At 71.5% G+C, this 13,584-nt stretch carries 15 protein-coding genes; 4 read left to right on the top strand and 11 right to left on the bottom strand.

Annotated elements, in window-relative coordinates; translation table 11 throughout:
- Positions 1-7: 7 nt before the first annotated feature.
- Together AQJ84_RS11600 and AQJ84_RS11595 are read right to left on the bottom strand one after the other, a co-directional pair.
- Complete coding sequence (locus AQJ84_RS11600) at positions 8-979, bottom strand: aldose epimerase family protein (RefSeq protein ID WP_030040111.1); 972 nt, start codon at positions 977-979, stop codon at positions 8-10.
- Between the two features lie 36 nt (positions 980-1,015).
- Positions 1,016-1,915 (bottom strand): SGNH/GDSL hydrolase family protein, encoded by a 900-nt coding sequence (locus tag AQJ84_RS11595; protein ID WP_030040112.1) that lies wholly within the window; start codon positions 1,913-1,915, stop codon positions 1,016-1,018.
- 297 nt (positions 1,916-2,212) lie between these two features.
- Here AQJ84_RS11595 and AQJ84_RS11590 point away from each other — a divergent pair, with 297 nt between their 5' ends.
- Complete coding sequence (locus tag AQJ84_RS11590; RefSeq protein ID WP_030040113.1) at positions 2,213-2,707, top strand: DUF3145 domain-containing protein; 495 nt, start codon at positions 2,213-2,215, stop codon at positions 2,705-2,707.
- A 78-nt stretch (positions 2,708-2,785) separates the two neighbouring features.
- Here the strand turns inward: AQJ84_RS11590 and fabF are convergent, their stop codons facing one another.
- From fabF to AQJ84_RS11565, 5 genes are all read right to left on the bottom strand, one after another.
- Positions 2,786-4,057 (bottom strand): beta-ketoacyl-ACP synthase II, encoded by a 1,272-nt coding sequence (fabF, locus tag AQJ84_RS11585; protein WP_030040114.1) that lies wholly within the window; start codon positions 4,055-4,057, stop codon positions 2,786-2,788.
- Positions 4,058-4,156: 99 nt separating this feature from the next.
- On the bottom strand, positions 4,157-4,405 hold the full coding sequence (locus AQJ84_RS11580) for an acyl carrier protein (protein ID WP_030040115.1): 249 nt from the start codon (positions 4,403-4,405) through the stop codon (positions 4,157-4,159).
- 83 nt (positions 4,406-4,488) lie between these two features.
- Entirely contained in the window at positions 4,489-5,490 is a 1,002-nt protein-coding gene (locus tag AQJ84_RS11575) for a ketoacyl-ACP synthase III (RefSeq protein ID WP_030040116.1), read from the bottom strand.
- Between the two features lie 17 nt (positions 5,491-5,507).
- Entirely contained in the window at positions 5,508-6,446 is a 939-nt protein-coding gene (locus AQJ84_RS11570; protein ID WP_030040117.1) for an ACP S-malonyltransferase, read from the bottom strand.
- An 89-nt stretch (positions 6,447-6,535) separates the two neighbouring features.
- Positions 6,536-7,741 (bottom strand): PucR family transcriptional regulator, encoded by a 1,206-nt coding sequence (locus AQJ84_RS11565; protein ID WP_053192054.1) that lies wholly within the window; start codon positions 7,739-7,741, stop codon positions 6,536-6,538.
- Positions 7,742-7,815: 74 nt separating this feature from the next.
- Here AQJ84_RS11565 and AQJ84_RS11560 point away from each other — a divergent pair, with 74 nt between their 5' ends.
- The gene (locus tag AQJ84_RS11560) at positions 7,816-8,472 is read left to right on the top strand and encodes a pirin family protein (RefSeq protein WP_030040118.1); all 657 of its coding nucleotides are present in this window, start codon (positions 7,816-7,818) and stop codon (positions 8,470-8,472) included.
- 41 nt (positions 8,473-8,513) lie between these two features.
- Here AQJ84_RS11560 and AQJ84_RS11555 read toward each other — a convergent pair whose 3' ends face one another.
- Together AQJ84_RS11555 and AQJ84_RS11550 are read right to left on the bottom strand one after the other, a co-directional pair.
- Positions 8,514-9,335 carry a serine hydrolase domain-containing protein gene (locus tag AQJ84_RS11555; protein WP_030040119.1) on the bottom strand — a complete coding sequence of 274 codons (822 nt, stop codon included), beginning with the start codon at positions 9,333-9,335 and terminating at the stop codon, positions 8,514-8,516.
- A gap of 19 nt (positions 9,336-9,354) precedes the next feature.
- Positions 9,355-9,828: a GNAT family N-acetyltransferase gene (locus AQJ84_RS11550; protein ID WP_030040120.1), complete on the bottom strand. Its 474-nt coding sequence runs from the start codon at positions 9,826-9,828 to the stop codon at positions 9,355-9,357.
- Between the two features lie 97 nt (positions 9,829-9,925).
- Between AQJ84_RS11550 and AQJ84_RS11545 the strand changes: the two genes are divergently transcribed.
- Both AQJ84_RS11545 and AQJ84_RS11540 read left to right on the top strand, forming a co-directional pair.
- Complete coding sequence (locus AQJ84_RS11545) at positions 9,926-10,387, top strand: MerR family transcriptional regulator (protein WP_030040121.1); 462 nt, start codon at positions 9,926-9,928, stop codon at positions 10,385-10,387.
- Positions 10,387-11,403 carry an aldo/keto reductase gene (locus AQJ84_RS11540; RefSeq protein ID WP_030040122.1) on the top strand — a complete coding sequence of 339 codons (1,017 nt, stop codon included), beginning with the start codon at positions 10,387-10,389 and terminating at the stop codon, positions 11,401-11,403. The genes AQJ84_RS11545 and AQJ84_RS11540 overlap by 1 nt, the downstream gene beginning before the upstream one ends.
- Here AQJ84_RS11540 and AQJ84_RS11535 read toward each other — a convergent pair whose 3' ends face one another.
- Together AQJ84_RS11535 and AQJ84_RS11530 are read right to left on the bottom strand one after the other, a co-directional pair.
- Entirely contained in the window at positions 11,404-12,267 is an 864-nt protein-coding gene (locus AQJ84_RS11535) for a DUF4429 domain-containing protein (protein WP_053192052.1), read from the bottom strand.
- 57 nt (positions 12,268-12,324) lie between these two features.
- Positions 12,325-13,545 (bottom strand): alpha/beta hydrolase, encoded by a 1,221-nt coding sequence (locus AQJ84_RS11530; RefSeq protein ID WP_053192050.1) that lies wholly within the window; start codon positions 13,543-13,545, stop codon positions 12,325-12,327.
- Positions 13,546-13,584 lie beyond the last annotated feature (39 nt).

Genomic DNA, 13,584 nt, shown 5'->3' with positions numbered 1-13,584 from the left:
ACGGGCCCTAACGGGCCGAGAACCCGTACACCGTCTCCGACCGGTACACCTCGCCAGGCCGCAGCACCGTGCTCGGGAAGTCCGGACGGTTGGGGGAGTCGGGAAAGTGCTGGGTCTCCAGCGCGATGCCGTCGCCGGGCGCGAAGGGCTCGCCCAGGTGGTCCGCGGTGTACAGCTGGAGGCCGGGCTCGGTGGTCGCCACGGTCAGCACCCGGCCGGACGCGGGGTCGTGCAGCTCGGCCACCTCCAAGGGCGCCCGGGTGACCCCCTTGTCGAGCACGAAGTTGTGGTCGTAGCCGGCGCCCACCTTCCGGGCCTCCCTGAAGTCGAAGCCCGACCCCGCGACCTCCTCCAGCACACCGGTCGGGATCAGGTCCGCGTCGACCGGCGTGAACCGGGACGCGGCGATCCGCAGCTCGTGCCCGCCCGCGTTCCCCGAGCCGCCCAGGTTGAAGTAGCTGTGGTTGGTCAGGTTCACGGGCGTCGGCGCGTCCGTGACCGCCTCGTACGCGATCCGCAGCGCGCCGGACTCCTCCAGCGTGTACGTCGCCGCCACCTCCAGACGCCCCGGGAAGCCCTCCTCGCCATGGCCGGCAACCCGCGCCAGACGCACGCCGTGCTCCACCGGCGTCATGTCCCACACCCGCTTGTCGAAACCGCGCTCACCGCCGTGCAGGGAGTTGGGCGGGTTGTTCAGCGCCAGCGCGTACGTACGGCCGTCCAGCGGGAAGCGACCGCCCGCGATCCGGTTCGCGTACCGCCCGACCAGGGCCCCGAAGTACGGCTCCGGGTGCGTCAGGTAGCCGTCGAGGTCCGCGAACCCCAGCACCACGTCCGCGGTGCGCCCCTCCCGGTCCGGGACCTCCACCGACTGCACGATCCCGCCGTACGACAGGACCCGGACACGGACGCCGGCCCGCTCCAGGGTCCAGCGGTGAACCGGGGTGCCGTCGGGAAGTGTGCCGAAGAGTTCGTTCATGTGCGGAACTTTAGGACACGACCCCACGGCCCCGCGTCACGCCTTCCTGCCGGTGACCGTCCGGTAGGCGATCTCCGCGAGCCGCGCCTGGCCGTTCACACTCGGATGGAACCAGTCCCACTGGCTCAGCTGGGCGGTGCCGAAGCGGAAGTCGTGGACCGCGCCCCCGTCGAAGCGGCAGTGGCGGTCCTTGGCGCAGACCTCCTCCAACACCTCGTTGTAGGCCTCCACCCGCTGTTGCACGGTGTTCCGGCGCTCGGTCGCCGCCGCGTCCAGGGCGTCCGCGTCGGCCAGCATCGACGGGCAGATGCCCAGCTTCCACACCTGCTTGCCCGTCGGGCTGGTGCGGCCCTCGGACCACAGCCGCTTCAGGTTCGGCACGCTCGCCACGTACACCTGCGCCTTGGGGGAGGCCCGCCGCAGCGTGCTCATCGCGTCCTCGAAGTCGGAGCGGAACACGGCCACGGACGTCATCGCCGAGACGCTGGACCGGCAGGCGTCGTTCGCCCCCACCATCACCGCCACCAGCCCCGGCCGGCGCGTGCCCGCCTGGGCCATCTGACCGGGCAGGTCCGCCATCCGCGCCCCGGTCACCGCGTAGTTCCAGCTGCGCTCGGCCGCCTTCGCCTTCCCCAGCAGCCGGACGGCGAGACTGTCGACCTTGGCGCTGCTGCCCGTCGCCCAGGACACCTCGGGGCAGTCCGACAGCACCGAGCACGCGTCGAAACCACGGGTGATCGAGTCCCCCACGGCGGCGACCGAGGCGGGACTGCTGTCCCAGGCCGGCGTCGGCTTCGGGGACGGCTTCCCCTTCTGCGCCCCCGTGCCGCTAGGCCCCGGCGAGGTGCCACCGACGGCGTCACAGCCGGTGACACCCAGGACGGCCGCCGCCAGGACGGCGAGAACGGCGCGTGCGCGATGGCCCTGCTTGCGCATCCGGTGGTGATCCCCTCGGTCGGGTGGTGTGTCGGGTGGCGTGTCGTCCGGTGATGACATGAGACGGGAAAAGCTCTTCCGTCCATAACAACGCGCGAGAGTTCCCGAGGGGCGGCACGCAACGGTTCACACCCGTACTAGCGTCCTGCCGGGTGAATGGCAGGGGTTTCCCGGCACCAGGACCGACGGTACGTCACACTCCTTGCGCCGTCGCACGGTAGCCTCGCCATCAACGTGGCTGCCCGGCCACGACCGTCCGTCAGTTCGCAAGATGTCCCGCTCTGCCCGGAGGTCCCGGTGACGACACGTGGAGTTCTGTACGTGCACTCCGCGCCGCGCGCGCTGTGCCCGCACGTCGAGTGGGCCGTCGCCGGGGTGCTCGGCACACGGGTCAACCTCGACTGGATCCGGCAGCCCGCCGCGCCCGGCACCTGGCGCTCGGAGTTCTCCTGGCAGGGTCAGGTCGGCACGGCCTCCAAACTGGCCTCCGCGCTCAGAGGCTGGCACCTCCTGCGCTTCGAGGTCACCGCCGAGCCCTGCGCCACCGCCGAGGGCGAGCGCTACAGCTGCACCCCCGAACTGGGCATCTTCCACGCCGTCACCGGCATCCACGGCGACATCCTCATCCCCGAGGACCGCCTCCGTGCCGCCCTGGTCCGCTCCCAGCGCGGCGAGACCGACCTGGAGGCGGAGCTGGCGAAGCTGCTGGGCAAGCCGTGGGACGACGAGCTGGAGCCCTTCAGGTACGCGGGCGAGGGAGCGCCGGTCCGCTGGCTGCACCAGGTGGTGTGAGCCGGCCGGCCCGCGGACGACGAACGGCGTGTGGCCCGCCCCCGACGGGGGCGGGCCACACGCCGTTCACGGTGATGCTCAGACCGTACGGAACGCCAGCACCACGTTGTGTCCGCCGAACCCGAACGAGTCGTTCAGGGCGGCCAGACGGCCCTCGACGGGCAGCTTGCGCGCCTCACCACGGACGACGTCGGCGTTGGCCTCGGCCTCCGGGTCGAGGTTCTCGACGTTGATGGTGGGCGGGGCCACCCGGTGGTACAGGGCGAGAACGGTCGCGACCGTCTCGACACCGCCGGCACCACCCAGCAGGTGACCCGTCATCGACTTGGTCGCCGAGACCGCCATGTGGTCCGTGTCGTCGCCGAAGACCTTGCGCAGGGCCTTCAGTTCGGCGATGTCACCGGCCGGCGTCGACGTCGCGTGCGCGTTGACGTGCACGATCTCCGCCGGGTTCAGGTCGGTGCGGTCCAGCAGGTTCTGCAGGGCGTGCGAGATGCCACGCCCCTCCGGCTCCGGCTGCACGATGTCGTGGCTGTCGGCGGAGATGCCCTGCCCGACCGCCTCGGCGTACACCCGCGCACCGCGCTTGGCGGCGTGCTCGGCGGACTCCAGGACGACCACGCCGGCGCCCTCGCCGAGGACGAACCCGTCCCGCGCGACGTCGTAGGGACGCGAGGCGCCCTCGGGGTCGTCGTTGTTCTTGGACATCGCCATCATGTTGCCGAACGCGGCGATCGGCAGCGGATGGATCGCCGCCTCCGTGCCACCCGCGACGACGACGTCGGCGCGGCCGGTGCGGATCATCTCGATGGCGTAGCCGATGGCCTCGGCGCCCGAGGCGCACGCGGAGACCGGGGTGTGCACGCCCGCACGGGCGCCCACGGCCAGGCCCACGTTCGCGGAGGGGCTGTTCGGCATCAGCATGGGGACGGTGTGCGGGGAGACGCGGCGGACGCCCTTCTCCTTCAGCACGTCGTACTGGTCGAGGAGGGTCGTCACGCCACCGATGCCGGAGGCGATCACCGCACCGAGCCGGTCGGGGTCGACCGAGTCGTCCTCGCCCGCCTTGGCGGAGTAACCGGCGTCGGCCCACGCCTCCTTGGCCGCGATCAGCGCGAACTGCGCCGAGCGGTCGAGTCGGCGGGCCTGCGGCCGCGGGATGACCTCGGTCGGCTCCACGGCGATCGATGCGGCGATACGGACCGCCTGTTCGGCGGCCCACTCCTGCTCGAGGGGCTTCACTCCGGACTTGCCGGCGATCAGTCCCTCCCAGGTAGAGGCTGCGTCGCCACCCAGCGGTGTGGTTGCGCCGATACCGGTGACGACCACGGTGCGATTGGTCGGGCTCACGGGAATTCTTTCTCCAACGGATCGGGAGGACTACCCCCGACGATGCGGGGACATACGGCGCCACCGCCGGGTGGCGGGGCAGGCTCCGGGCCTAGAGGATCAGCCCTGGTGCTTGAGGATGTACTCGGTCGCGTCGCCGACCGTCTTGAGGTTCTTGACGTCCTCGTCGGGGATCTTGACGTCGAAGCGCTCCTCGGCGGCGACGACGACCTCGACCATGGACAGCGAGTCGACGTCCAGGTCGTCGGTGAAGGACTTGTCCAGCTGGACGTCCTCAACCGGGATGCCGGCGATCTCGTTCACGATGTCGGCGAGACCGGCGACGATCTCTTCCTGAGTGGCGGCCATGTCAGGCGCTCCTTCGTAGTAATCCAGAGGGTGTGGCTGTGATGATCCCGTATCGGATCCGATGATGATCCGGCACGGAGTGCCTAGGGGAGGGTAACGACCGTCGCGGCGTACACGAGACCCGCCCCGAATCCGATGACGAGCGCGGTGTCGCCGCTCTTCGCCTCGCCGGTCGCCAGAAGCCGCTCCATCGCGAGCGGAATCGAGGCGGCCGAGGTGTTGCCGGTGGTGCGCACGTCCCGGGCGACGGTGACGTGCTCCGGCAGCTTGAGAGTCTTGACCATCGAGTCGATGATCCGCTCGTTGGCCTGGTGGGGAATGAAGACGTCCAGGTCCTCCGGGGAGATCCCGGCCGCGTCCAGTGCCTGCTTGGCGACCTTCGCCATCTCGAACACGGCCCAGCGGAACACCGCCTGGCCCTCCTGCGTGATCGCCGGGAACTTGGCGACCTCGCCGTCGCGGTAGTCCGTCCACGGCGTGGTCTGCTTGATGGCCTCGGACTTGTCGCCCTCGGAACCCCACACCGTGGGGCCGATCGCGGGCTCCTGAGCGGGACCCACCACGACCGCGCCCGCGCCGTCCCCGAACAGGAAGGCGGTGGCCCGGTCCTCCAGGTCGGTCAGGTCGGACAGCCGCTCCACGCCGATGACCAGGACGTACTCCGCGGAACCCTCGACGATCATGCCCTTGGCGAGGGTCAGGCCGTAGGCGAAGCCCGCGCAGCCGGCCGAGATGTCGAAGGCGGCGGCCTTGTTCGTGCCGAGCTTGTCGGCGATCTCGGTGGCGACGGCCGGGGTCTGCTTGAAGTGCGAGACGGTCGAGACGATCACGCCGCCGATCTGCTCGGCGGAGATCCCGGCGTCGGCGATCGCCTTGCCGGACGCCTCGATCGACATGGCGGCGACGGTCTCCTCGTCGGAGGCCCAGTGCCGGGTCTCGATTCCGGAGCGCGAGCGGATCCACTCGTCGGACGAGTCGATCGTCTCGAGGATCACCTCGTTCGGCACGACCCGGGTCGGACGGTAGCCGCCCACCCCGAGGATCCGCGCGTACGGGGCGCCCTTACTGGGCCTGATCTTCGACATTGCTCCGGGGCTCCTTCTCAGGCGCCCGCCGCGTCAGCGGCAGGTGTGGTCGTCTCGGCGATGAGCTCGCGAGCAGCGTCGAGGTCGTCGGGGGTCTTGAGCGCCAGCGTCCGCACGCCGGGCAGCGCTCGCTTGGTGAGGCCGGTCAGGGTGCCGCCGGGGCACACCTCGATCAGGGCGGTGACGCCGAGCTCCTTGAAGGTCTCCATGCACAGGTCCCAGCGGACCGGGTTGGCGACCTGGCCGACCAGGCGCGAGACGACCTCGGCACCCGTGGAGACGGTCCTGCCGTCCTTGTTCGAGACGTAGGTGATCTTCGGGTCGGCGGGCGTCAGGGCCTCGGCGGCCTTCGCCAGCGCGTCGACCGCGGGGGCCATGTGGTGCGTGTGGAAGGCACCGGCCACCTTGAGCGGGACGACCTTGCGGACGCCCTCCGGCTTGTCGTCGTTCAGCACCGCGAGCTGCTCCAGGGTGCCCGCCGCCACGATCTGGCCGGCCCCGTTCACGTTCGCCGGGGTGAGACCGAGCTTCTCCAGGTGCGCGACGCTCACCTCGGGGTCGCCGCCGAGCAGCGCCGACATGCCGGTCTCGGTGACGGCGGCGGCCTCGGCCATCGCCAGGCCCCGCCTGCGTACCAGGGTCAGGGCGGAGGAGTCGTCGAGGACGCCCGCGAAGGCGGCGGCGGTGATCTCACCGACGCTGTGTCCGGCGACGGCGCTGGGCCGCACGTCACCGAGTGCCGCGGCGGACAGGATTCCGGCCGCGACGAGCAGCGGCTGGGCCACCGCGGTGTCGCGGATCTCGTCCGCGTCGGCCTGCGTGCCGTAACGGGCGAGGTCCAGTCCGATGGCGTCGGACCACGCGGCGACGCGGTCCGCGGCACCGGGGAGTTCGAGCCAGGGGGTCAGGAAGCCGGGCGTCTGGGCGCCCTGGCCGGGAGCGACGAGTACGAGCACTCTCACACTCTCTCTTGGGAGCCCCCACGGCCGCCCGTGGGGACAGGGACGAAGAACAGGGGGGCGTTTTGTGGACCCCCGACAAAAGACTAGAGCTGGAGATCCCCGTCGGCCAGACGCCCCAGGATCAGCGCGATGCGCAGAGTGAACGCCGAACGTACGTCCGAGGGTGACCAGCCGGTGACGTCAGTCACACGTCGGAGCCGGTAGCGCACGGTGTTGGGATGGACGAACAGCATCCGCGCGGCGCCCTCGAGGCTGCTCGCCTGTTCGAGATAGACGGAGAGCGTCTCCAGGAGAGCCGAGCCGGCCTCCTCCAGCGGTCTGTAGATCTCCTCCACCAGCTGCTCGCGGGCGGAGGGGTCGCCGGCCATCGCGCGCTCCGGGAGCAGATCGTCCGCGAGAACCGGCCGCGGGGCGTCCTGCCAGGCAGAACACGCCCTGAGACCGGCGGCGGCGGCCTGCGCGGACCGGGTCGCGGCCAGCAGGTCGGGTACGACGGGGCCCGCCACCACCGGCCCCGCGGCGTACGGCCCGATCAGCGACTTGGCGACGGCCAGCGGGTTGTCGCTGCCGCCCGCGATGACCACGAGCCGGGCCCCGAGCACCCCGGTCAGGACCTGGAGCTTGGCGTGCCGGGCGGCCCGCCGGATGGCCTCGACGGTCAACTCGCTGTCACCGTCGGGAGCGGCGCCCAACACCACGCACACGTGCTCGGGGGAGTTCCAGCCGAGGGCGGCGGCCCGGCTGACGGCCCCCTCGTCGGCCTCCCCGCTCAGCACGGCGTTCACGACCAGCGACTCCAGCCGCGCGTCCCAGGCGCCGCGTGCCTCGGCGGCCTGGGCGTACACCTGGGCGGTGGCGAAGGCGATCTCGCGGGCGTACACCAGCAGCGCCTCGCGCAGTACGGACTCGTCGCCGGGAGCCGCCACCTCGTCGATGGCCGACTCCATGACCTCGATCGTGGTGCGCACCATCTCGACGGTCTGGCGCAGGGTGATGGCCCTGGTCAGCTCCCGGGGCGCGGTGCCGAAGACGTCGGTGGAGATCGCCTGCGGGGCGTCGGGGCGCCGGAACCACTCGGTGAAGGCTGCGATACCGGCCTGGGCGACGAGACCGATCCAGGAACGGTTCTCCGGGGGCATCGCCCGGTACCACGACAGCGTCTCGTCCATGCGCTGGATGGCCTGCGCGGCGAGACGTCCGGACGACTGCTCCAGCCGCTTCAGGGTCGCGGAGTGCGGGTGGGCATCGGGCGCGGCGCCGTGACCGGCGTGGGATTCGGGTTCGGGCACGGGGACAAGACTGCCTTATCCGGACGGGAGAACGCGCCGCCGGGTGCGGGGTGAGGACTACGGTGGTGTCCGTGATGGACGTACGGCGCGCCACCGAGCGCTACCGCGGCGGCGACCCGGAGGCCGGCATCGAGTCGTTCCACGCCTTCTCCTTCGGCCCGCACTTCGACCCCGACAACCTCCGTTTCGGCGCGCTGCTCGCCTGCAACGAGGAGCGGCTCGACCCCGGCGCCGGCTTCGACGAGCACCCGCACAGCCACACCGAGATCGTGACGTGGGTGGTCGAGGGCGAGCTGACGCACCGCGACTCGGCCGGCCACGCGACGGTGGTCCGGGCCGGCGACGTCCAGCGGCTGAGCTCGGCGGGCGGCGTCCGCCACGTCGAGCGCAACGACGGCCCCGGCCCCCTGACCTTCGTCCAGATGTGGCTGGCCCCGCTGGAGCCCGGCGGCGACCCCTGGTACGAGATCGTCCACGGCATCGCGGACTCCACGCCCTACGCCGTCCCCGAGGCGGGCGCGATGCTGCACGTACGGCGCCTGGCGGCGGGCGAGCGGACGGCGCTACCGGACGGGCCGTACGCGTACGTGCACGTCGTACGGGGCGAAGTGATCCTGGACGGCGAGCGGTTGGGCCCGGGCGACGCGGCACGGATCACGGACGCGAAGGATCTGGAGGCGGTGGGCCTGACGGCGGGGACGGAACTGCTGGTGTGGGAGATGACGGACTGACACCGGCCGACGCCCGCCCCTCGGGGCTGGGCGGGGTGGCCTCAGCCTCGTGACTCCGCCAGTACCGCGTCCGTGAACGGCGGCCACGCCTCGACCGCCCAGGGGCCGAAGGCGCGGTCCGTGAGGGCCACGCAGGCCGTCCCCGCGTCCGGGTCGATCCACAGGAACGTACCCGACTGGCCGAAGTGACCGAAGGTGCGGGGAGAGGACGAGGAACCCGTCCAGTGCGGGGACTTGCCGTCGCGGATCTCGAAGCCGAGCCCCCAGTCGTTCGGGTTCTGGTGTCCGTACCCCGGCAGCACGCCCTTCGTCCCGGGGTACTGGACCGTCATCGCCTCGGCGACCGTCCGCGCGTCGAGCAGCCGGGGCGCCTGCACCTCCGCCGCGAACCGCACGAGGTCGTCCACCGTCGAGACGCCGTCCTTCGCCGGTGAGCCCGCCAGCGTGGTCGAGGCCATGCCCAGCGGCTCCAGCACCGCCTGCCGCAGGTACTCGGCGAAGGGGATGTCCGTCGCCTTGGCGATGTGGTCCCCGAGCTGCTCGAACCCGGCGTTGGAATACAGCCGCCGCTCCCCGGGCGGGGCCGTCACCCGGTGCTCGTCGAAGGCCAGACCGGAGGTGTGCGCGAGCAGGTGACGGACCGTCGCCCCGGGCGGCCCGGCCGGCTCGTCGAGCTCGATCGCCCCCTCCTCGTACGCGACGAGGGCGGCGTACGCGGCGAGCGGCTTGGTGACCGAGGCCAGCGGGAAGCGCTGCCCGACCGGGCCGTGGCTACCGAGGAGGGTGCCGTCCGCCCGGACGACGGCCGCCGCGGCGGCGGGAACCGGCCAGTTCTCGATCAAGGCAAGGCTCTGCAAGGACATGCCGTCGAGCCTAAGCCGCTCAGAGCCTCAGCCCCATCGCGGGGTCCGGCTTGCGGACGAAGCCGAGGGCGGCGTAGAGCGGCTCGGCCTCCTTCGACGCGGTCAGCAGGACCTGGCCGGCGCCCCGCTCGCGGAACCAGGCGAGCAGTTCCTCCATGCACGCGCGCGCGTACCCGCGGCGGCGCGCGTCCGGTTCGGTGGCGACGCTGAAGACGTACCCGGCGAGTCCGCGGGGGTTGCCCGCCTTCCCGATGCGGTAGTCGACGGTCCCCACCACCAGCGCCGCCAGCACCCCCGGCCGCTCCGGGTGGTCGACGACGAACGCGGCGAAGTCCCCCTCGGCGTCGGCCAGTCTCTCCCGCAGGCTCGGCAGTCCCTCCAGGTGCCAGTCCGTGTCCCCGGCGTCGGGGCCGGCCATCGAGTCGATCATCACCTGGCGCAGCCGCAGCACTTCCCGCGCGTCCCCGGCCGTGGCACGACGTACAAGACTCATGGCCCGCACGCTAGTCACCGACCCTGTGGCGCGTCCTGCCGATTTCTTACCGGTATCGCTTGCTTGGAGTGCACTCCAAGGCCATAGCGTGGTGGTCATGACGGTGATGGAGACCACGGGTACCAGGACCGACAGTTGCGTCCCCCCGGCGCACCCCGGAAGGCGCCCGGAAGGCCAGGACAGCTACACGATCAGCGAGGTCGTCGCGATCACCGGCCTGACCGCGCACACCCTGCGCTGGTACGAGCGCATCGGCCTGATGCCGCACATCGACCGCTCGCACACCGGACAGCGCCGCTACAGCAACCGCGACCTCGACTGGCTCGACCTCGTCGGCAAGCTCCGGCTGACCGGCATGCCGGTGGCGGACATGGTGCGGTACGCGGAACTGGTCCGCGAGGGCGACCACACCTACACGGACCGCTTCGAGCTGCTGAAGGCGACCCGCGAGGACGTCCTCGCCCGGATCGCGGAACTTCAGGACACGCTCGCGGTCCTCGACCGGAAGATCGGTTTCTACGCGGACGCCGGGCGTGCCCTGGCGTCGGAAAGGTCCTGATGACGGACGGCACGATACCCACGGCCCAGCTCGGCGACGGCGGCCCTCAGGTCGGCGTACAGGGACTCGGCTGCATGGGGATGAGTTTCGCGTACGGCCCCACGGACGCCGACGAGTCCAGGGCGACCCTGGAGCGGGCCCTGGAACTCGGCGTCACCCTCTACGACACGGCCGACGCCTACGGCGCGGGGGAGAACGAGAAGTTCCTCGCCCCGTTCTTCAAGGCACACCGCGACGAGGTGGTCATCGCCACCAAGTTCGCGCTGTCGATCCCCGCGGGCGACCCGACCCGGCGCGTCATCCGCAACGACCCGCCGTACATCCGCCAGGCCGTCGAGGCGAGCCTGAAGCGCCTGGACGTCGACGTGATCGACCTCTACTACATGCACAGGCGCGACGTGAACGTGCCGATCGAGGAGAGCGTCGGCGTCATGGCCGAGCTGGTCCGCGAGGGCAAGGTCAGGCAACTGGGCCTGAGCGAGGTCACCGCCGCGGAACTGCGCAGCGCGCAGTCGGTCCACCCGATCGCCGCCGTGCAGTCGGAGTGGTCCCTGTTCAGCCGGGACATCGAGGCGAACGTGGTGCCGGCGGCCCGCGAACTGGGCGTCACCCTGGTGCCGTACTCCCCGCTCGGCCGCGGCTTCCTCACCGGCTCCTTCGCCAACGCCGAGAAGGACCTCACCCCCGACGACTTCCGTCGCCACCAGCCCCGCTTCACCGGCGAGAACGCCGCCGCGAACGTGGCCCTGCTGGAGCCGCTGCGCACGGTGGCCGAGGCGCACGGCATCTCGCTCGGGCAGGTTGCCCTCGCCTGGGTCCAGCAGCAGTCGGCGGTCCACGGCCTGCCGGTCGTCCCGATCCCGGGCACCCGCAAGGCGGGTCGGGTCGAGGAGAACACGGCGGCGACGAGGATCGAGCTGACCGAGGACGAGCTGTCCCTCCTGGAGCCCATCGCGGCCAAGGTCGCCGGAGACCGCTACGCGGACATGACGTTCACCTCCGCCGGACGGGAGTGACTACAGCTCCGCGAGCAACTCGGCCTTCTTGACCGAGAACTCCTCGTCCGTCACCAGCCCCGCCTGATGCAGTTCCCCGAGGTGACGGATGCGCTCGGCGATGTCGGCGGGGTCGCGTCTGGGTGCCGTCGCGGTCACGGCCGCGACGGGCCCGCGCTCGCGGACGGCGGCCAGCACCGCCGCCGCGAACGGCAACGACTCGTGCACCGGCCCGTATCCGAGCCCGAACACCACGGCCGCCGGATCCTGGTCGGCCTGCGCGGGCGGTGCCCCCGCGTCCCGCCGCTCCAGCCGCAGATGGCCCTCGAAGACCTCCGGCGACCGCCACTCCACCCCGCTGAGCTCGGACACCGGGAAACTCTGGTCGCCCGCCTTCCACTTCGCCGACGACGCCCCGGTCCAGAACCAGCGGAAGTGCACGGTCCGGCCGTCGAAGGAGGCCTTCCCGTCGTACGCCTTGAACTGCAGCGGCACTTCGGGCGCGGGCACCAGGAACCGCTCGGCGGGAGGGCTGCCCGCCTCGGTCAGCCGCGCCCGCAGCTCGTCGGCGTAGTACTCGGCGAGCGTCTCCTTGTCGGCGGGCAGCACCAGCCGGTACGGATCGCAGCCGTCCTTCAGCTGACCCGCGGCCGCCTCCATCAGCGGGTCGGCGCCGGGGCGCGGCTCGACGTGCAGAACCACCGTCCCGCGTCTGCCGGGTGTGAGCGTGACCCCGGCGAGCGCGTCCAGGGGGATACGCCGTTCCCCGAGTGCCTGGAAGAGCTTGGGTGTTCGAATCCCCCGTTCGTAACGGATGAGCACGGAGTCGGACTCGAACTCCCAGGCGGCATGAAATCCGGCCAGTACGTCACCCATGCGGCTCATCGTATGCGGCACGAGCTTCTTCGTCCCCTCCCCGCGCAAACCGCGGTTCCTCCGTCTCTACGCGCGTCCGGCCGACGCCGTCCCGGACAAACCCGTCCGGCACGCCTCGACATCGCCCGCGCACTGCACCGAGCGGTATGCGCCAATGCCGATCTCCGCGAAGTTCAGCAGGCTCTCCGTACCCGGTTCGAAATAGCCGCTGTGTCCGTCCGCGCCCCGCGCCGACAGCACCCGCGCGCCGAACGCGGCGGACATCGGGTCCGCCCCGTGGCCGAACCCTCCGACCTCCAGGTACGGCACGTCCTGGATCCAGTCGTCGGCGTCCCGCATCGCCCACACCTGCGCGGAGGTGTGCAGCTGGGAGGCGTTCGTCACACGCATGCCGGGGCTGCCGGCCACCGCGATGTCGGCCACCCGGTCCGGCAGCGTGCGCGCGGCGAGGCCGCACACCACGGAGCCGTAGCTGTGACAGAAGAGAGAGACCGGCGTGCTGCCGGGCAGGGCCTTCACCAGCGCGTTCAGCCGGATCGCGCCGTCCGCCGCGCGCATCGCGGTGGCCGAGTCGATGCCGAGACCGCTGGGCGCGGTGTAGTCGGCCCAGGCGATGACGGCCGTACGCGTCGACGGGCTAGCGGCGCGCTCCGCCCGGTACAGGGCCTTGGCCATGCCGACCGGCGCCGAGTATCTGCGGTTCGTGCGCTGGAAGGTGAGCAGGTCGGTGTCCACGCCGGGCACCACGACCGAGACGCGCTCCGCCTTCCGCAGGCTGCCGAAGACCTCGGCGACCCGGCCCGAGCCGTCGGGGTCGAAGGCGAGTATGTGGCGGCCGTCACTCATCAGCGACTCGTAGCGGTGCATGCGTTGGCCCGCCTGCCGGCGGCCGTCGGGGGTGAGCCCGGTGTCCCGCATGCGCTTCAGCTCGACCTTGCGGGCCTGCCCGAGGGCGATCCGGTTGGCCCGGTAACGCAGCTCGACGGGCGCGCCGTTCATGTTGCCGACGGCGAGCGGGTAGCGGCGGGCGAGGCTCGCGCGCTGCTGGGCGGTGAGCGAGGTGAAGAAGCGGGCGAGGTGGTGGGGGGCGGTGTCCTGCGGGTCCGGAAGCCGGTGCCCGGCGATGCGGCCGTGCTCCCAGTCCGAGAGTGAGGCCTCGAGCGCGGGGGCGCTCCGCTGGCTGCGCAGTGCGGTCCAGCCGGTGGTCGCCAGCATCACGAACACGACGGCCAGCGCGAGCAGTGCGCGCCAGACGTTCAGTTGCGGGGAGGTGTCGAAGGAAGTCACTGAAAGGACACACTAGGAGAACGAGAGGGTCTCGCGTTA

Source organism: Streptomyces resistomycificus, from assembly GCF_001514265.1.
GTDB lineage: Bacteria > Actinomycetota > Actinomycetes > Streptomycetales > Streptomycetaceae > Streptomyces > Streptomyces resistomycificus.
Note: the sequence above shows the minus strand (reverse complement) of the source record. Positions and strands in the feature narration are given on the sequence as shown.